The 18434-nt window shown below is 56.9% G+C and carries 16 protein-coding genes and 1 tRNA gene; 11 read left to right on the top strand and 6 right to left on the bottom strand.

Annotated features, from left to right (window positions below; genetic code table 11):
- Positions 1-99 precede the first annotated feature (99 nt).
- Positions 100-876 carry a glutamate racemase gene (murI, locus tag KSY55_RS06240; protein ID WP_022245329.1) on the bottom strand — a complete coding sequence of 259 codons (777 nt, stop codon included), beginning with the start codon at positions 874-876 and terminating at the stop codon, positions 100-102.
- A 98-nt stretch (positions 877-974) separates the two neighbouring features.
- On the opposite strand from murI, the gene dapF reads away from it, so the two are divergent.
- Positions 975-1874, top strand: coding sequence for a diaminopimelate epimerase (gene dapF, locus KSY55_RS06235; RefSeq protein WP_004220779.1), 900 nt, complete (start codon positions 975-977; stop codon positions 1872-1874).
- Between the two features lie 116 nt (positions 1875-1990).
- Here the strand turns inward: dapF and KSY55_RS06230 are convergent, their stop codons facing one another.
- Positions 1991-2656 carry a vitamin K epoxide reductase family protein gene (locus tag KSY55_RS06230; RefSeq protein WP_117656336.1) on the bottom strand — a complete coding sequence of 222 codons (666 nt, stop codon included), beginning with the start codon at positions 2654-2656 and terminating at the stop codon, positions 1991-1993.
- Positions 2657-2748: 92 nt separating this feature from the next.
- Between KSY55_RS06230 and KSY55_RS06225 the strand changes: the two genes are divergently transcribed.
- Positions 2749-3675 (top strand): PHP domain-containing protein, encoded by a 927-nt coding sequence (locus KSY55_RS06225; protein WP_065438104.1) that lies wholly within the window; start codon positions 2749-2751, stop codon positions 3673-3675.
- 128 nt (positions 3676-3803) lie between these two features.
- Here the strand turns inward: KSY55_RS06225 and KSY55_RS06220 are convergent, their stop codons facing one another.
- A complete protein-coding gene (locus tag KSY55_RS06220; RefSeq protein ID WP_034880914.1) occupies positions 3804-4028 on the bottom strand; it encodes a DUF3107 domain-containing protein in 225 nt (74 codons plus the stop codon).
- A 60-nt stretch (positions 4029-4088) separates the two neighbouring features.
- The gene (locus tag KSY55_RS06215) at positions 4089-5627 is read right to left on the bottom strand and encodes a phosphotransferase (protein WP_095279472.1); all 1539 of its coding nucleotides are present in this window, start codon (positions 5625-5627) and stop codon (positions 4089-4091) included.
- A 126-nt stretch (positions 5628-5753) separates the two neighbouring features.
- Between KSY55_RS06215 and KSY55_RS06210 the strand changes: the two genes are divergently transcribed.
- Positions 5754-7262, top strand: coding sequence for an ATP-dependent helicase (locus tag KSY55_RS06210; RefSeq protein ID WP_065441186.1), 1509 nt, complete (start codon positions 5754-5756; stop codon positions 7260-7262).
- A gap of 22 nt (positions 7263-7284) precedes the next feature.
- On the opposite strand, the gene KSY55_RS06205 is transcribed toward KSY55_RS06210, so the two are convergent.
- On the bottom strand, positions 7285-8862 hold the full coding sequence (locus KSY55_RS06205) for a zinc-dependent metalloprotease (protein WP_065438101.1): 1578 nt from the start codon (positions 8860-8862) through the stop codon (positions 7285-7287).
- Positions 8863-8928: 66 nt separating this feature from the next.
- On the opposite strand from KSY55_RS06205, the gene KSY55_RS06200 reads away from it, so the two are divergent.
- Entirely contained in the window at positions 8929-9822 is an 894-nt protein-coding gene (locus KSY55_RS06200; RefSeq protein ID WP_118268987.1) for a PDZ domain-containing protein, read from the top strand.
- Positions 9823-9908: 86 nt separating this feature from the next.
- Positions 9909-10334: a DUF3052 domain-containing protein gene (locus tag KSY55_RS06195; RefSeq protein ID WP_004220767.1), complete on the top strand. Its 426-nt coding sequence runs from the start codon at positions 9909-9911 to the stop codon at positions 10332-10334.
- Positions 10335-10560: 226 nt separating this feature from the next.
- On the opposite strand, the gene KSY55_RS06190 is transcribed toward KSY55_RS06195, so the two are convergent.
- Positions 10561-10634, bottom strand: a tRNA-Val gene (locus KSY55_RS06190).
- A 206-nt stretch (positions 10635-10840) separates the two neighbouring features.
- Here KSY55_RS06190 and KSY55_RS06185 point away from each other — a divergent pair.
- From KSY55_RS06185 to KSY55_RS06160, 6 genes are all read left to right on the top strand, one after another.
- A complete protein-coding gene (locus tag KSY55_RS06185) occupies positions 10841-12406 on the top strand; it encodes a DivIVA domain-containing protein (protein WP_118268988.1) in 1566 nt (521 codons plus the stop codon).
- Positions 12407-12497: 91 nt separating this feature from the next.
- A complete protein-coding gene (gene dxr, locus KSY55_RS06180; protein ID WP_004220760.1) occupies positions 12498-13676 on the top strand; it encodes a 1-deoxy-D-xylulose-5-phosphate reductoisomerase in 1179 nt (392 codons plus the stop codon).
- A gap of 87 nt (positions 13677-13763) precedes the next feature.
- Entirely contained in the window at positions 13764-14960 is a 1197-nt protein-coding gene (gene ispG, locus KSY55_RS06175) for a flavodoxin-dependent (E)-4-hydroxy-3-methylbut-2-enyl-diphosphate synthase (protein ID WP_055063539.1), read from the top strand.
- A gap of 180 nt (positions 14961-15140) precedes the next feature.
- Positions 15141-16766 carry a S9 family peptidase gene (locus KSY55_RS06170; RefSeq protein ID WP_171842437.1) on the top strand — a complete coding sequence of 542 codons (1626 nt, stop codon included), beginning with the start codon at positions 15141-15143 and terminating at the stop codon, positions 16764-16766.
- Between the two features lie 90 nt (positions 16767-16856).
- Entirely contained in the window at positions 16857-17585 is a 729-nt protein-coding gene (gene recO, locus KSY55_RS06165; RefSeq protein ID WP_004220752.1) for a DNA repair protein RecO, read from the top strand.
- 5 nt (positions 17586-17590) lie between these two features.
- Positions 17591-18382 carry an isoprenyl transferase gene (locus tag KSY55_RS06160; RefSeq protein ID WP_004220750.1) on the top strand — a complete coding sequence of 264 codons (792 nt, stop codon included), beginning with the start codon at positions 17591-17593 and terminating at the stop codon, positions 18380-18382.
- Positions 18383-18434: the final 52 nt, after the last annotated feature.

Below are 18434 nucleotides of genomic sequence, written 5' to 3'. Positions count from 1 at the left end.
TCCTTGGCCAGCGCCACTTCGTCGTTGTACGTCTGATAACGGTTGAGCAGTTTTTGCGGGTTTCAATCGACTTTACGCGGTCTATCGGAACATTCGCGCTCAGCGATCAAGCAGCGATTGCGCTAATTGCGCGATTTGTGTGGAAGTGTCGGAATTGGCCAGCTCGATACCACCGTCCGCGTCTTCCGGAGAGAGTTTGCCCAACGATTCGAGCACTACGCCAAGATGGCGCACGGTACCTTCGTTGCCGTCGATGATTGCCGCTGTGTCGGGCAGCAGTTCGCGGAAATAGTCGCGGTAAAACACGAAATGCGTGCAGCCAAGCACTACCGAATCGATCGTCGACAAATCATACTGGTCGAAATACTGGTGCAGCGTGTGCATCACAACATCGTGATCGTCGAGTTGGCCGTGCTCAACGATCTCCACCAAACCGGGGCAGGGTTCCGGAAAGATCGTATGGTCTGTTTTGAAACGATCCATCAGCACGGCGAACTTGCGTTCCCGCAACGTCAGGGGAGTAGCTGCGACGATGACACGCTGACGATTGCCATGGCCTCGATCGCACGCCACCTTCAGCGCTGGTTCCATGCCAATGATCGGAATGTCGTATTTGTCGCGCAACTCGTTGGCTGCGGCGGAAGTGGCGGTATTGCAAGCGATGACAACCGCTTTCACTCCCTGCTCCACGAAACGTTTCACAATGGCGTCGGACAGCTTGCGTACCTGTTCAGGTGATTTGGTTCCGTACGGAGCGTTCGCGGAATCGCCAAAATACAGCACGCGTTCGTTCGGCATATCGCGGCGGATTTCGCGCGCCACGGAAATCCCGCCCAAACCGGAATCGAAAACGCCGATTGGTGCCGTTGAAGTCATACGTCCTCCCTTGTTCCGCACGCAAACATACTGCAACATAATGCACACGTGTTGCGTCCAACTTCTTCAATAGCCTACCGCGTGTAGAGTGAATCGGTATGAGCATTCCAAGCATTGTTTACAAAGCACACGCCACCGGCAACGATTTCGTGGTGTATCTGGACGCCGAAGGCACGTACGAGCCTACCGCCGATGAAGTGCGATTCCTGTGCGACCGTCATTTCGGTATCGGTGGCGATGGCTTGATCCGCCTTACTCATCCGCAGGCGGTGTCCGATTTGAACGACAAGCAGATTGCCGTTTGTGCTGCCGACAATGCGGATTGGTTCATGGACTACCGCAACGCGGATGGTTCGTTGGCTGAGATGTGCGGCAACGGCACGCGTGCGATCACTCTGTTCGCGCAACGGCAGGGTATTGCCGGTCAGCCGGGCGGTGAACCGTTCCGTCTCGGCACCCGTGCCGGTGTGAAGGTTCTGACTTCACTTGGCGATGTGCCGACTCTTGGCAAGGACGTGTTCCAGGTTGAGATGGGTTCATGGAAGCGTGGCGATCTTGATGGATACGAAGTGACGATTCCCGGCACGGCCGGTTCCGCACGCGGCACGTTCGTGGACATGGGCAATCCGCATGTGGTGGCCGTCATCGAAGACGCGTTCTCCAGCCTGCCGACGGTGGAACAGCTTGATTTGGTGACCAAGCCGGTGGTCGCGCCCCGAATCGAAAGCGACCAGAATGTTGAGTTCGTGCGCATCGACGAGCAAAGCGAAGGCGACAACGAGGGCAACGCCACCATGCGCGTCAACGAACGCGGCTGCGGCGAAACCCTGTCGTGCGGAACCGGCCTGTGCGCCACCGCCATCACGTTGCGTGCCAAAACCGGCATCGATCATTGGACGATCACCGTGCGTGGCGGCACCCTGCGCGTCGACGTGACCGATAACGACGTGAAACTCACCGGATCGGCCACCATCGTCGGCAAAATCGAACTGCTGTAAGGTTTTGCGCATAACACTGAAATTTGCGGATACGCAAAAGAAAGAAGCCGGCTGTTTCCAGTCGGCTTCTCTTGTAGGCGAGTGAATCCCTACTGCTGATTGGACGTTACTTGACGTCAACTGAACAGCAGGGGGCCGTCTTCGACGAGAATGATCACAATCAATGTCACGATCCATAAGGCATCGACCATCAGATCGTAATTAAGACGGTAGTAGGTGCGTACGCCCTCGCGCTTGGCCGGAATCTCCTGAACCACCGCCGTGGCATGAGACAACGCCATGAACTGCACGGTGGTGGAGAACATCAGGCACAGACACCACGGGCATAGCGCGTTGATCACAAACAACGACTGCGAGGTCAGCCAATACGAATAAGCCAGCGCGGCCAATCCACCCAGCCATGTGCACAACGCAAACCAGCGGGGCACGGCGACCTTCGTCAAACCGATCACCGCGATCGTTACGAACACTGATTCCGCGGCGATGCCGAAGAACGCATTCGGGAAACTCAAACCGGCGAACTTCACAACCTCAGCCTGCCACGATTCCGCAACCGTGGAACACGACATCACGGCATTCACATCACAGCTGAGCTTCTGACCGGGATTGCGCGCCAATTTCAGTGTCTCGGCGGAAAGCACGAACGATACGACCAGCGCTACCGCCGAGGCGATCAGCATGACTAGATACGTCCATGTCGCGGTATGCCGCCAACCGCGCGGCTTCGTATAATCATCGTCGAGAGTGGCTTCGGCAACCTGTTCGCCGGAAAAATCGCTCATCGTGCATCCTTGAATCAAAATACAAACGTTGTCATCGCCTAGTTTACGCGGTATTGTGCCGAGTCGCGCCAAAAACAGCTTACGATGGATACATGATTCGCGTAGGCACTGCGGCACCGCCCGCTGAAGGTTGGGACATTCACTGCCATACCGTTTTTTCCGACGGTACGGAAACGCCGCGTGCGTTGTTGCAGGAAGCGAGAGCATTGCGATTGCATGGTGTTGCGATTGCCGATCATGACACGACCTCCGGTTGGCAGGATGCGTTGGCTGCTTCGCGGGAGGTCAGATTGCCGTTGTTACGCGGTACGGAAATCACTGCCGTCGATGAGAGCGTATCCGTGCACATGCTCGCATTCCAATATGATCCGCTGAACGCCGATATCAGCGAGATGTTCGCGTCCACCCGCGAGGCGCGACTGCGTAGAACCAAGCGCATGGTCGAACTGATGGCGCAGGATTTTCCGATTACGTGGGATGATGTGCTCGCGCAGGTGCGTGAAGGCAAACGCACCACGATAGGTCGGCCGCATATCGCCGACGCATTGGTGGCTGCCGGCGTGTATGAAACACGATCCGACGCTTTCGCCGATGCGGTGAGCGCAACGTCGAAATATTACATTCCCACGCCATCACCGACCACGCACGACGTGGTGGCCGCGGTCAAGGGTGCGGGCGGGGTGGTGGTTATCGCCCACGCCGGAGACCCCCGGCGCAATCGGACATTACTGACCGACCGGCAAATCGAATCTCTCATCACCGAAGGCTTGGACGGTTTGGAAGTGTGGCATCGCGGCAATCCATCAGAACAGCGTGAACGTCTGCTCACCATTGCGCGCCGGCACGACCTGCTGGTGACTGGCGGATCCGATTGGCATGGTAAAGGCAAGCCGAACGCGCTGGGGGAGAACCTCACCAGCGACGAAACAGTTCAGGAAATCATCAATCGAGGCGTCCGCTTGAGCAAAGAATCGTCGAAGGCGAAAATAAAAAACCGAAACGCAATCATCGACGCGTAATTGAGATATGAAACCAGAAACGAGTTGATCGCCCAAAATGGAAAAGCCAGGCGCGAACGTCTGGCTTTTCTTGTTACGTCGAAAACGTGTGTTTCAGTTCGAAGCTGAAATCTGGTGATGCGAACGGGTCAGAGGTTGCCGAAACCGACGGCGTGCTTGGTTTCGGAACCGATGATGGCGTAGCCGAGCGAGCCTGCCGGCACCACGATGCGACGACCCTTGTCGTCCGTCAGATTGATGGTCTTGCCGTTCTCCACGGCGTCGGCGATGGCCGCGTTGACCTCATCGGCGCTCTGTTCGGTGCTGAAGGTGACGGTGCGGGCCACATTCTGAATGCCGAGTTCAATATCCATGGATGCTCCTTCGTGATAATGCGCAATGCATGCGCACGTGTATGTACGGGTTATGTGCGCCTATTCTACGCGTAGCTTCTCATCGGTGGCGTCTTCCGCCTCCCACTGATTGATCTGCGCCTGCGCTTTCTGCATGGTCGCCTCATCTCGCTCCAACAGTGGAATGAGTACTGTCGCGGCCTCGCTGTGCGATGCGGGAATCGATTCTTCGTTCGTATCGTCGTTGTCGTCGGCCGTTTCCAGCCTGCTGATTACCATGGTGGAACTTGACGGCATGGATTCGTGCCGTTCTTTTGCGGAATGTTCCGGAATGAAAGTGCTGACCGAGGTCGCCTCATGTTCATTCGTATTGCCGGACGGTGCTTGTGATTGCTGGGTTCCGGCCGGTGCGAACGCTTCCGTCGCGTCGTTGACGATTTCCTTCGTCTTGCGGACCGGCTGGGAGCCGGTCACGTCGAAATCGCCGGTCGCGTCGAAATCGCCAGTGGAATCATCCATATCCACAGCGTCAACATGACGTTCGCCGGTCGTGTCGGAATCATTCTGCTGTGCGGCCGCGTTACGGCGACGCTCCGATTCGTTCAGCAACGTGCCTACGGTGATTGTGCTCGGCGGGCGCTGGGGGCGATCCTTGGACTCCTGCTTCGTTTCAGTTTGCACGCGATTCTTCGCTGTGGCGACACCCAACTGGTGGGCCAGGCGTTCCACCTGCGCCTTGAATTGCATAATCTTGGCGTTGTCTGCCTTGTTCAAAGCGGAAATAAAATCGCCGACCTGCTCCATCTGCAGCCACAGATTGGCCCGCAGCATAATCAGATCATCCAAACGATTGCCCAACATGCGACCGTATGCGGAAAGCAAGGCATTGCGGTGGTTCTCGTCAAGCTTGGCGAAAATCCAAGCCAAATCGCGGGCAGGATCGTTGACCTGCATATCCTGCCAATTCGTGACCGCGGTGATGGACGAACCGGAAAAAAGCACATCGCCGTCACGCAACCCGCCATGCACCGGGCAAGTGGAGAACGACCACAGGCCGTCGGTCTCAAGAATATTCGCCCAACTAGTGGTGATCTCCTGCGGAACATGACCAGCCTGACGCAGGCGCTTGATCCAAGCGGTCAGCTGAGCGCGAATCTGGCCGGTGACAAACGTCGGATAGCCCGCTTCCTGCAGGAAGTCGGGACGAAGGCGATGAATCGCGCCCAAAGCGGTGCCTACGCTGGAACAATCATCCAAAGTCAGCAGCTCCAACGGCCGCGCCTGACCCACATGGTGGGTGGCCACCAGCACGGACGTATCTCCAGTGGCGGAATGCTTCAAATCGCCGTTTGAAAAAGCTACTATGCTATCGACGGCAAAACCCAATCCGCCTAATTCGCGGGCTTGCGAGAGCGTCTGCGCAGCGCGCACGCGACCGGCAAGACGCTTACGGCCTTCAGGCGTGTTGGATGCGAACACGTCATACAGCTTGCCCGCTGCATCCTGAACCACGGCATGGTCGACGCCGTACCCCTCGTCGGTCGGGTTGGTCTGTTCGCTGGCACGCGCGCCCGCAATGGCGGCGTTCGGCATCGCCGCACTCGTCAGGGCAGCTATCATAAATTTGCTTCGTTCGGTCACAATTCCAACCTTAATACACAATAGGGGCGAAGCGTTGCCGACTTGCCAGTAAAACTGCAGGTGAACCGCGGGCAAATCGTCACATGGCGTCGGCAATCTGCCACAATGGAACGTATGAGTGCAACAGCGGAAGAGATTCTTGACGGATTGGATGAGGCGCAAAGGGCGGCCGCAACGGCCGTGGACGGTCCAGTGCGCATCATCGCGGGCGCGGGCGCGGGCAAGACGCGAACCGTTACCCGCAGAATCGCCTATGCGTGCGCCACCAAAGCGTGGAATCCACGAAGCACGATCGCAGTCACATTCTCCGTCAAAGCGGCGGCGGAAATGCGTAGCCGCCTATCGAAACTCGATGTCGCAGCCGACGTCAAAGCAGCCACCTTCCACTCCGCGGCCCTCCATCAGCTACGCCAAGTGTGGCCGGACGTATGCGAGGGGCCGATGCCGTTCATTTCCAGAAATCCACGTGAACTGGTGGAGCGCTCGCTGCGCCGCGTCACCACCTTCCAAGTGGATGACGACACCATACGTAACTTGCAAGCGGAAATCAACTGGTGCAAAATCTCACTGATCGCACCGGAAGATTACGCGCGGGTTTGCGCGGCAACGCATCGACAGCCGCCATCAGGCCTCGAACCAAGCCAATTCGTAGACGTATACAAAGCGTATGAGGCAGAAAAAACCAACCGCAACGAAATCGATTTCGACGATATTCTGCTGATCGTTTGTCATCTGATGGAAAGCGACGAGGAAGTGGCCTCAGCTATCCGCTCCAACATCAGATGGCTTACCGTCGACGAGTACCAGGACGTTTCGCCATTGCAGCACCGTCTGCTCACCCGATGGCTCGGCTCAAACCGCAATATTTGCGTGGTGGGCGATCCGGCGCAGACCATCTACTCGTTCGCGGGCGCAAGTAGCTACAGTCTGCTCAACTTCGATTCGGAATTCGGTCCGCTCACCGCTGACATCAATCTGAACAACGACTACCGTTCCACGCCGCAGATCGTCAACTATGCCAATCGTGTGCTTGCGGCATCGCCGCAACGGGCCGATTATCTGAAGCTCAGCTCTGAAAGGAGCAAAGGACGGAGGGTCGTGGAAACCATATATGGCAGCGATTGGGAGGAAGCGCAAGGTGTGGCGGCGCGCATCCGCAAACTGGTGGATGCGGGGGAGTCGCCGGCCGATTGCGCGATTCTCACCAGAGTCAACGCGCAGCAGAAAATCCTGTGCAAGGCATTGGCCGAACAGCATTTGAGATATCGCGTGCGCAGGGATAGCGGATGGCAGAATTCCGCACTTTCCGACGACACGCAGACCAGACTGGCCATGTTGGAGGCATTGGGCGTCGGCGCGGATCTGAGCGGCGTGACCATTTCCACTATCCACGCGTCCAAAGGTTTGGAATTCAAGCACGTGTTCCTTATCGGCTGCTCGGAAGGACTCATACCGTATGGGTTGCCGCAGGATGACGACGTGCTTGAGGAGGAACGCCGGCTCATGTATGTGGCCGTGACGCGCGCCGAAGACACGCTTGACGTCTCATATGCGCGTACCCGTGAAGGCAATGAGGGTGAAAGGGCACGACGGGTGTCGCGCTTCTTCCGCTGATACTGCGAACGGAATAGCGCGATTACTCGGCGTCGGTATCGTTGTTGCTGCCGGATTCTGCGGAATCGTCAGAGTCGCTGCCATTGGTATCGGATTCGCCGCCCCTGTGCTCTTCCTCGTCAAGCAGCTTGCTGAGTTCGGCATCCCAATCGATGGTCATGCCATCGGCGTCGCCAAGGGGCTGCGACGCCATATCGGTGGCATTGGAAGCGGCGAACGTCGTATTTTCCGTGTTTTCCGACGATCCGTTGTTCTGCGACTGTGAGGTGTTGCCATCGTCATCATTCGGCAGTTGCGGCAGTAGATCGGGATGTGACCATTTCGCGTCTCGTGCCTGCGCGCCTTCCGTAGCGCAGATGTTATCCCACAATGCGGCCGCTTCACGCATGCGCTTCGGGCGTAATTGCAAGCCGATCAGGCTTTCGAAGGTGCGTTCCGCAGGACCTCCGATGGCGCGCTCGCGGCGGAGCATCTCACGAAGCTGTTCGATATGCGGAATATGAGCCATGCCGGCGCGCCACACTACGGTGTCTACCCAACCCTCTACCAAGGCGAGCAGATTCTCCAGCGATTTCATGGCCTGCTGTTGTTCAGGCGTGTCAGGGAACGCCACCTTGGTGATGTTCACCGCGTCGGCCATGGAATCCGGGTCGACGGACTGCGCATCGCGGATCTGCTCCTCCATGGCGTCCAAATCGATGCTGGTGCCACGGGCATACTTGCCCAACAGCGCCTCGAAGCGTGGCATCAGCCACGGCACGGAAGCGTACAGGCGCGAATGGGCGAGCTCTTGCAGTGCAAGATAGCTCATTACTTCGTTCACGTCGATTTCCAAGGATTTCGCATATTCGACGACATTCTGCACGATCAGGCCTCCAGCCGGATTCTTCAGCAACGAAATGCTTTGGTCGAAACTGCCGCGCACCTCATGCGACAAATCGCCGGCGGCACGTCCCAGCTGCATGGCGAACGACGTATTGCCGACGAAACGCATGAGTTTTGCCGGATCTTTCATATCATCGGGAATCGGAATCTGCACCGGACCGGCGAAAATGCCGGAAATTTCCGTATGGAATTCGGAATCGCCGAAACGCTGTGACAAAATCGAAGCCAGAGCGTCGCTCATCGACTCGGCAATCGGGGATGCAAACTGCGCCCAGGAATCGATGCATCCTTCCACCCAGCCTGCGCGGGTAAGCACCTGCGTTTCGCCTTGCGCGGGGTTGAATTCGCAAGCGGTGTCAAGCCACAGATTCGCCTCGCTGATGGCTCGCCGGGCCATCTCGCCGTACTCCGCGCTCACACTGGTTTCCGATCCTTCGCCATTGGCCTGCTGCAATGCCAATGATTTCGCCAGTTTGACGTTGATTGGACCTTCCTCGGTGATGTGCTGGATGTCTCCGAAAGTGTTGAGCCCGCCCGCAGTGAACGCCTGCATCATCGACCTGACCTCGGCCGGCTTGGGAAGCTTGCTCACATCCTGACTCATCAACTGGTCGCGCAACTCTTCCGGCATGTTGGAAAACTGGTTCCATGCCATCTCGCCTTGAATTGGTCCGAAACAATCGATAAACCATTGGCGGATCGCGTTCTCGTCCATGCCGGCCCTGCCTTTTCCTAAGCGTTTTTTCAAGTTTGGTTGGTTCCATACTATGTTATGGGAGGTATGCCCAAGATGAAGGAAACACGACGAATTCACGGCAAAAACACACGTAGCGGCGCTCCGGGACGTGTCAAACGATGGCTGATAGGCACGGAAGGTTGGCTGTCCGCGCGTTCATGGCGTTATCTTGCAGGGCCGTTGGTGGCGGTACTGTGCGTATTGGTGTTGATTATGCCCAGCGCGTATGTGGTGCAGGTGCCCGGCCCGACACAGAATGTGCTCGGGGAGGTTTCCGGCAAGCAGGTCATCGCCGTTTCCGGTGCGAAAACGTATAAGGATTCAGGCCAACTGCTGTTGGTCACGGTCAATGCTTCAGGCGTGCCAGGGTACCCGGTGTCGAACGCGCAGGCATTGGTGGCGTGGGCCGATTCGAAATCCACGGTGATGCCTCAGGAAGCGGTGGTTCCTGTTGGACAGACCGCAGAGGAATACAAGCAGTCCAGCGACAAGGAGATGACGTCATCGCAGGATTCCGCCACCGCAGCGGCGAAAAAGTTCCTGGAAGAGCATGGTTATGACGTGTCCGGCATGAAGGTGTCCATGCATGTGGACGACATCGGCGGGCCGTCGGCGGGCATGATGTACACGCTTGGTCTGATCGACAAGGTGACCGGTGAAAAACTTTCTGGGGGTAAGATCATCGCGGGAACGGGCACTATGAACGACAAAGGTGAAGTCGGTGAAATCGGAGGCATCCGTTTGAAGATGCTCGGAGCGAAACGCGACGGAGCAACTTGGTTCCTTGCCCCGGAATCCAATTGTTCCAGCGTTGTGGATCATATTCCGGAAGGTTTGAACGTGGTGAAGGTGTCCACTTTGCAGGAGGCGTACGATGCGCTGATTGCCGTCCGAGACGGCAAGGGTGCATCCCTGCCGCAATGCTCCGCGGGAGAGTGACGCATTCCGAGATATAAGAAAAAACAATCTCGCAAAGTGAGCAATTCCACGGTTCGTAACGTATATGTTCGAGCAGTGTTGGTATATTGACGAACGTGAATCAAACGGCATCTGATAACGCTGAAGAATTCGGTTTCCACGCCGGCGACCTGGTACAGGAATGGCTGTGGGACGATGATGTGGACGACTCGATCCGCGCCAAGATCGAGGAGCTGACCGGTGAAGAGCTGGTCGACGAGGACTATGATTCCGCCGTTGATGGCGTGATTATCTGGTGGCGCGACGGCGATGACGAAGACGAACTGTCTGACACCATCGTCGATGCGTATGCGGTCCTCGGCGACGATGGTCCATTGTGGGTACTCACCCCGAAGCCGGGGCGCCCGGGCGCGGCAAGTTCAAGCACCGTGCAGTCCGCCGCGAAGACCGCCGGCATGAATGCAGCCACGCCGCTGACCGTCAGCGGTGACTGGAACGGCATCCGTCTGCGCGCATTCGGCAAAGGCCGCTGATCGTATTCGTTTTACCTGCCTCGACACGCATGGCCAAGGTCGGGCGCTCATATAAAGGCTTGGAATCACATGATTCCAAGCCTTTTTTGCTTGCGGAAGCAGTCGAAGAAGATGTTTCCATGAAATTGTCTATATTGACAAAAGTCATGACTTTGCTGATACGCACACGAGATAGTTGGGAATATCAGAAGAGTCGGAACGGCTTATTTTCTGCGGAAACAAAAGGTGGGCGATGAGGGACTCGAACCCCCGACATCCACCGTGTAAAGGTGGCGCTCTAACCAACTGAGCTAATCGCCCGCAAAGCTCTACTGTACAGTATTCGTTGCCTGCGACAGCTTCAACGTGTGTCGCGCTGCCCAATAGGGGTTCCTTCCATAGCAAATGCGTGAAAAATGGTGTGATTTGAGTGTCGATTCGCTGAATTTTCCACAAGAAAGCCAAAAGCGTCGAATCAATCACGTAGAGTAAGGACGTTGAGTAGTGCAGTAGGAGGTCGATAGCCAATGGCGCAGGAACCTGAATCCGAGAGGAACGCATCGGGGATCGCTCGTACTTCAAAGCGCAAGTGGGGGTATGATTCCGAACAGGTGGACGCTTTTCTTGAGCGTGCGCACATGCTGTACGAAGGTGAGGGAGCGCAACTCACCCAGCATGATATTCAGAATGTTTCTTTCGATTTGGTCAAAGGCGGCTATGTGATCGCCCAAGTGGACGCGGCCCTTGCTCGTTTGGAGCGCGCCGTGGTGGACAAGCAGACCACATGGGAGATTTCGCAGCACGGTCGTGTGGCGTGGAAAGCGCAGACCGAAAGTCTGTTCCGCCAGCTTGACGCCCATTCCAAACGTGAGCACGGCGAACGTTTCAAGCCAGGAGAAGGCAAGGAACCGAGCTATGACCGCAAGCAAGTGGATCGCATCGTCGATCAGTGCCTGACGAAGGCCGCTGGCGAGCTCGGCGTTGAGGAAGTGTCGGAAGACGATGCCAAGAAACTTGTCGATCTGAACTCCCAGACCGTGGCGAATGTGATCTTCACCCAGCGCAAGGGCAAGCGTGGCTATGACGAGCGTCAGGTGGATTATTACCTGAACGAATGCGTGCAGCTGCTGACCAGACTCGAATCCTATGCTCGTGTGGCCGACTTCGTGGGCGAGCCCTCCGAAAGCGCGATGACCGCAGCCAATCCGTCCGCAACCAGTCTGGCATCCCAAGAGACGCAGGTGGTCTCGCCGTTATTCGCCGTTCCAGCCGTTTCCGCAGAACCTATTATGCAGCCCGCTCAGGTTCAAAACAGCACTGACTCCTTCGACGCTTTGAATAAGGCGGAACGTGAGATTTTCACCACGCCTGCAACGTCCCCGGTGAGCATTCCGGCCACTCAAACCGCTGCGCCGACGTATGCTCCCGTGGTTCCGCCTGTGTTCCAGCCAACCATCAGCACCCCGTCGGCTCCGGTAACTCCGGCAGCTCCTGTAACGCCGGAACCTCAGGCCGCTCCGGTTGCTCCAGCGGCTCCGGAACAGTCGTTGGCACACCTGTTCAAAGCGTCCAATGCGGTTGACGAGGAGCCATCTTCCGCAGGAACGGAAACCGAAGCGTTCAATCCGCTTTCTGATGATGGCGTGCCGAGCTATGACGCTCCGGCCGCGCCTGCGGCTCCTGTGATTCCAGACACTTCGGTCGCACATCAGCCGGAAGAATCTCACGGCATCAACATCGCTCCCGATTCTTCGTTGGCTGCCTTGGCGCAGATGGCCCAGAACATCGACGCTCCCGATCCGGTCGAAGACACGTTCACCCCGCGCATGCCAAGCCTGTCGACGCCGAACCTTCCGCAGGTCAATACCGACTCGATTAATCTCGGAACCTTGCCGACCGTCCCACCCTCCTTCACGTTGGAACCAGCAACCTCCGCAGATCACTCGACAACGGCAACTCCCGTTGAACCGGCGAAACCGGCAGAGGAAGAGAAGAAGAACGAAACCAAGCCGGCAACCAATCCGATGTTCGAAGCATCCAACAGCAATCTGGATGTCGATATTCCCGACCTGTCGTTCCCCTCTTTTGAATAGGCAATCGCACTGAACAGGCTGACGTGACCGTCAGCCTGTTTTCGCGTTCACACGAATAATCCAAAACAAATACGGAGCACACGCATAACCCATGCAAACCTCAACCGTAGTCATTCTGGGATCCACCGGATCCATCGGCACCCAAGGACTTGACGTCATCTCCCGCCATCTCGACCGTTTCAACGTGGTCGGACTTGCGGCAGGCGGCTCCCACGTGGAACTTCTGGCCCAACAGGCGGTCCAATTTCACGTTTCGAAAGTCGCCATCTTCAACACAAACGCGGTCCATGCGCTCCAAGATGCGCTAAACCAAGCCGGCGCAAGCCATGTGGAAATCATGGCCGGGCCGGAAGCGGTAATCGCCATGGCCGGATCCGGTGCCGACGTGGTGTTGAACGGCATTACCGGATCCATCGGCCTTGAACCTTCGATTGCGGCACTGCAGGCAGGATCGCAGCTGGCGCTCGCCAACAAGGAATCCGTTGTGGCCGGCGGTCATCTGCTGTTCGACGCACAGGTTCGTGCGCAGCAGATCAATCCGGTTGATTCCGAACATTCCGCCATCTGGCAATCGTTGCGTTCGGGCACGCACGGTGAAGTGTCGAAACTCGTGGTCACCGCTTCCGGAGGTCCGTTCCGCGGTTGGAAACGCGAGCAGATGACCGACATCACGCCTGAACAGGCGTTGAACCACCCTACTTGGAATATGGGTCCGGTGGTGACCATCAACTCGTCCACGTTGATGAACAAGGGGCTTGAAGTCATCGAAGCGAGCCGTCTGTTCGACGTGCCTCCGAGCCGTATCGACGTGACCGTGCACCCGCAATCCATCGTGCATTCCATGGTGGAATTCCGCGATGGCGCCACCATCGCACAGGCTTCACCGCCTGATATGCGTCTGCCGATCGCGCTTGGCCTATCGGCTCCCGAACGACTTGGCAACATCGCAGCGGCCTGTGATTGGACGAAAGCCGCCATGTGGACGTTCGAACCGCTTGATGATGAGGCATTCCCCGCAGTGAGCTTGGCTCGACATTGCTTGGAAGCTTCCGAAAAGCATACGGCCGTGCTGAATGCTGCCAACGAACAGGCCGTTCACGCCTTCCTCGAACATCGCTTGCCATATCTCGGCATCGTCGATACCGTCAAGGAAGTGTTGGACGAAATGGATGCGGAACTGCGCGGCAATCCGCTATTCGCTTCCGTGGAGGAAATGAGCCAACTCGAGCTGGAAGCCCGTCGTCGAGCCGACGACCTGATAAACAAGTAACGGAAAACGAAACAAAACAAACAGACGAAACGTAAGTGACGCAAGGCTCCCTAAGTCGGGAGCCTTGTTATTGCAAGGATTTGACGTATGCCAGAAATCGAAAAGCCGTTCCGTAAAACCGGTGAGGCAGCCATTAGCGAAAGCCCGCTGCATCCGCGCCGCAAATCGCACCGTATTATGGTCGGTCCCGTTCCAGTCGGTGGGGGAGCGCCAATCTCGGTGCAATCCATGACCAATACGCTGACAGCCAATGTTCCCGCGACATTGCAGCAGATCGCGGAACTGACCGCAGCCGGCTGCGATATCGTGCGCGTGGCCGTACCAAGCCAGGATGATGCCGACGCATTGCCGGAAATCGTAAGGAAATCACCGATTCCGGTCATCGCCGATATTCATTTCCAAAGCAAATACGTGTTCCAGGCCATTGACGCGGGCTGCGCTGCGGTGCGTGTGAACCCCGGCAACATCCGCAAATTCGACGAGGTTGGCCCTTCCATTTGCAAAGCCGCCACGGACGCGGGCATTTCGTTGCGCATCGGCGTGAACGCGGGCTCGCTCGATAAGGAACTGTATGCGAAATATGGCGGTCCGACGCCGGAGGCACTGGTTGCGTCCGCCATGAAGGAAGCGCGCATGTTCGAAGACGTCGGCTTCCATGATTTCAAGATTTCCGTCAAGCATCATGATGTGATCACCATGGTGGAAACGTATCGTCTGCTCGCTTCCAAGGGTGATTGGCCGTTGCATCTTGGTGTCACCGAAGCTGGACCGGCATGGCAGGGCACCATCAAAAGCTGTTTGGCATTCGGTGCGCTGCTGGCTGAAGGCATTGGAGACACGATTCGCGTTTCGCTGTCGGCACCGCCCGTCGAAGAAGTGAAAGTCGGGTGCAAGCTGCTGGAATACATGGGATTGCGTCCGCGCAAGTTCGACATTATCTCCTGCCCGAGCTGCGGTCGTTCCCAGGTTGATGTGATTCAGTTGGCCAATGCGGTGACCGAAGGTTTAAAGGATGTGACCGCGCCGATTCGCGTGGCTGTTATGGGCTGCATCGTCAACGGTCCGGGCGAGGCCCGTGAAGCCGATTTGGGTGTGGCATCCGGCAACGGCAAGGGACAGATTTTCATCAAGGGCAAAGTCATTCAAACCGTGCCGGAAGACCAGATTGTGGAAACGCTGCTGGTCAAAGCGCAGGAGATCGCCGCGCAGATGGAAGCGGACGGACAGGTGCCCGTCAACGCCACAGGACCGGTGGTGGTGCCGGTGGCGCAAGGTAATTGTTGATTTCGCTGACCGCGGGCGGTCGATTGCAGATTGTGATCGGCCGCCCGCTGGTTTTGCTGGTTGTCGATTGCCATTTCAGCTGGAGTCGGTACAATGAACGGCGTGTCAGATCAGGAACGTCAGTCAGTCATGTCCAGCGCGGAGAGCCAATCCAGTCAGTGGACGAGGGGCAGACGGCTGATGGTCAGTCTGCCTATCTTCATCATCCTGCTGGGCATTCTGGTGTCGGTATCCAATTTGACGGCATCGTCATGGAAGTACGAGCCAACCGGTCAAACCATCGAAACGTTATCATCCGACACGGCAGTGACCTTCGATAATCCTTCCGGCAAAACCCTTGCCAAACGAGGCGATTACGAAGTGACGCAACGATATGTCACCATTGAGGCGAAACAGCCGTCAACCGGTGAAATACAACAGGTCAAAGTGTTGATTCGAGAGCCGAAAGACGCGGGAAACAATCGGCCCGGCGTGGTGTTCATGCATGGTGCCGGATATGGTACCTGTGACAACTCATTTGGAGACATGGCCACCGATCTCTCATCCGCAGGCTTCGTGACGGCCGTGCCCGACAAGCCGGTATGGTCCACCAACGATGCGACCCGTGATTACCCGGGCTCCGCGGCCATTTACGATCAGGTCATCACCATGTTGCGTGATCTCGACAACGTTGACGCTTCGAATGTCGGCATTTACGCGACTTCCGAAAGCACCTGGATTTCCTCATATCTGCTTGATCAAGACCCCGACGTGGCATTCCAGGTGTTGCTGAGCCCAATGGTGTATTCGCCGCGACATTCGTTGGGATTCCTTGCCGCACAGGATTTCGCGCTGGTCGGAGCGCATGATGGATACCAGTCCATTGTGCGCCGCGCGTTCAACATCGATGCGGAATTGTTCGGCCTGACCAATCTCGACCTCGACACGTTGAATCCCCAAGCCTATTCCATTCCCACGCTTGTGGCATACGGCACCAAAGACGTGATGACCGCGCAGGTGGAAGGCACGGAGAAAATCATCGACATGGCGCATAAGGCGGGCAATTGGGACGTGACCGTGCGCACATACCCCATCGCCAACCATGTGCTCCGACTCGGCGACGAATCCAACAGCGGCACTCCGTTCGCCGACGCCTACGTGGATGATGTAATCAGTTGGGCTGTCGGCATCACGCGGGGACTGCAGCAGACCAGCGAGCGTGTGGCCGGTACCAACCTGTACCAGTCGATTGCGGTGCCGTTGGAATTGCAGGCGAACAGCGGGCTGACCATTTATCTCGTGGTGCTGCATGCCAGCATGGTGCTGTTGCTGCTGGTGATCGGCGTGCTGTGGCTGATTGTGCTCGTACGTAAGATTTGGGCGCATGCGCATCGACGCCGATATGTGTTGGGGCTGAGACCTGTGTTCAAAAATGCGTTGATTACGCTTGCCGTTGCCACCATGGCCACTTTTGTGCTGTTTGGTGCAGGATTGGGCGAAGTGGTTATGGGCGTGGTCAAGCTAGCGTGGGGTGGCGCTCCCGCCGAGGATCCGGGCATGATGTATTGGAGTTGGCCGGTTATTCAAATGGTGTGTGTTGTTGTGGTGTGGGCGTGGTCTCGCGTGTTCGTGCGTCTTATCGAGGAGGCGACGAATCGTGGCCTTGCACAATGGCCACCGCGTAAGGGGGCTATAGGCGCGATTGTGAGTGGCCGCCAGCCGGTGCTCGCGTCGACGAGGTTCGGCCGTGTGATGTTTTGGATCACGGCGGTCACCATGCTGTATGTGCTGTTGGTGTTCGCGTTCTGGGGATTGTTTATTTACTGATATCGCGGGAGAGTGCGGCTGGCGCAAGAACGTGCGGAAAGTATAGATAGTTCAGTTAAGAAAACGAGTCGAGGCGAAGGAGGTGTGTGAATGCCGTTGTATCAGGACGAGGGCGTGGTCTTGCGTACCGTCAAACTTGGCGAAGCTGATCGTATCGTCACTTTGCTGACACGTGACCATGGCAAAATCCGTGCCGTCGCCAAAGGTGTGCGTCGAACCAAATCGCGTTTCGGAGGTCGTTTGGAGCCTTTCATGCGCGTCTCGTTGCTTATTGCGGAAGGGCGTTCGCTTGATGTGATTTCCCAAGCCGAGTCGGTGTCGGCGTATGCGAGAGGCATCTGCACCGATTTCAAGGCGTATACCGCAGCGAATGTGATTTGCGAAACCGCTGACAAGCTGGTGGTGACGGAGCAGGAGCGTTCCGTGGCCCAGTATCGGCTGGTGTTGGGAGCGTTGAATGCCCTTTCCAAGCATGCGCATGAGGCTGCTGCGATTGGCGATTCCTACGTGATGCGTGCTCTTGCGATCGCTGGCTGGACGCCGCGTTTGCGTGCCTGCGTGGTGTGCGGGGAGCCGATTTCTGCTGATCGTCCATGGTTCTTTTCGATTTCCGCGGGCGGACTAATGTGTTTGACCGATCATATTCGTGAATCGTTTGATGTTTCGTGGAATGCGATCTGCCAGCTGCAGGCGCTTGTAGACGGCGATTGGGGGGAGCTGGACGGCACGGCGTTGCTTCCGGAAACCCGACAAATGGTGGAAAAATGGGGTGAATACTATTTGGAACGTCCGATTCGTTCCATGCGCTTGCTAGATTAGCGGGTATGGCTTTTGAGAACGTGGATTACAAGTCCCTTGACATTCCGGCGGCACCATTTTCTGACCCGTCGATTATTCCTGATTTTCCGAAGAACAAGGTTCCGCGCCATATCGGCGTGATCATGGACGGTAATGGTCGTTGGGCGCAGCAGCGTGGGCTGATTCGCACCGACGGGCATCAGGCTGCCGAACCGGTGGTGTTCGACACCATCGCAGGTGCCATCGAAGCCGGTGTGCGCTACCTGTCGCTGTATACGTTCTCCACGGAGAACTGGAAGCGTTCCCCGCAGGAAGTGCGCTTCCTGATGGGCTTCTCGCGTGACATCATCCACCGTCGTGTGGAGCAGATGAACGCGTGGGGCGTGCGCGTGCGCTGGTCCGGCCGACGTCCGAAACTATGGAAATCCGTTATCGACGAATTGGAAAAAGCACAGGAACGTACCAAAAACAACACGACCATCGACGTGGTGTTCTGCCTGAATTACGGCGGACGTGCCGAAATCGCGGATGCTTGCGCGGCAATCGCAAAGGAAGTGCGTGACGGCAAAATCTCCGGCGATCGCGTAACGGAAAAAATGATTTCCGAGCACCTGTACAATCCTGATATTCCTGATTGCGATTTGGTGATTCGTACTTCCGGCGAACAGCGCACGTCGAACTTCCTGCCGTGGGAAGCGGCATATGCCGAACTTGATTTCGTGCCGGAACTGTTCCCCGATTGCGGTCGAGACGTGCTATGGCGTTCGATCGACCACTACATTCACCGCGACCGTCGTTTCGGCGGCGTCAAAAAGTAGTTTTTGCTGAGTTGATTAGGTTAACTGCGGGGAGAACATAATGTTCTCCCCG

It is taken from the genome of Bifidobacterium sp. MSK.13.1 (genome assembly GCF_019131435.1).
Lineage (GTDB): Bacteria > Actinomycetota > Actinomycetes > Actinomycetales > Bifidobacteriaceae > Bifidobacterium > Bifidobacterium pseudocatenulatum.
This window is presented reverse-complemented; position numbering and strand designations above follow the sequence as displayed.

Bases quoted from the DNA above. Each gene is read 5' to 3' on its own strand.
- murI (WP_022245329.1), bottom strand. From the start codon at position 876: ATGACTTCAACGGCACCAATCGGCGTTTTCGATTCCGGTTTGGGCGGG.
- dapF (WP_004220779.1), top strand. From the start codon at position 975: ATGAGCATTCCAAGCATTGTTTACAAAGCACACGCCACCGGCAACGAT.
- KSY55_RS06230 (WP_117656336.1), bottom strand. From the start codon at position 2,656: ATGAGCGATTTTTCCGGCGAACAGGTTGCCGAAGCCACTCTCGACGAT.
- KSY55_RS06225 (WP_065438104.1), top strand. From the start codon at position 2,749: ATGATTCGCGTAGGCACTGCGGCACCGCCCGCTGAAGGTTGGGACATT.
- KSY55_RS06220 (WP_034880914.1), bottom strand. From the start codon at position 4,028: ATGGATATTGAACTCGGCATTCAGAATGTGGCCCGCACCGTCACCTTC.
- KSY55_RS06215 (WP_095279472.1), bottom strand. From the start codon at position 5,627: ATGATAGCTGCCCTGACGAGTGCGGCGATGCCGAACGCCGCCATTGCG.
- KSY55_RS06210 (WP_065441186.1), top strand. From the start codon at position 5,754: ATGGAACGTATGAGTGCAACAGCGGAAGAGATTCTTGACGGATTGGAT.
- KSY55_RS06205 (WP_065438101.1), bottom strand. From the start codon at position 8,862: ATGGACGAGAACGCGATCCGCCAATGGTTTATCGATTGTTTCGGACCA.
- KSY55_RS06200 (WP_118268987.1), top strand. From the start codon at position 8,929: ATGCCCAAGATGAAGGAAACACGACGAATTCACGGCAAAAACACACGT.
- KSY55_RS06185 (WP_118268988.1), top strand. From the start codon at position 10,841: ATGGCGCAGGAACCTGAATCCGAGAGGAACGCATCGGGGATCGCTCGT.
- dxr (WP_004220760.1), top strand. From the start codon at position 12,498: ATGCAAACCTCAACCGTAGTCATTCTGGGATCCACCGGATCCATCGGC.
- ispG (WP_055063539.1), top strand. From the start codon at position 13,764: ATGCCAGAAATCGAAAAGCCGTTCCGTAAAACCGGTGAGGCAGCCATT.
- KSY55_RS06170 (WP_171842437.1), top strand. From the start codon at position 15,141: ATGGTCAGTCTGCCTATCTTCATCATCCTGCTGGGCATTCTGGTGTCG.
- recO (WP_004220752.1), top strand. From the start codon at position 16,857: ATGCCGTTGTATCAGGACGAGGGCGTGGTCTTGCGTACCGTCAAACTT.
- KSY55_RS06160 (WP_004220750.1), top strand. From the start codon at position 17,591: ATGGCTTTTGAGAACGTGGATTACAAGTCCCTTGACATTCCGGCGGCA.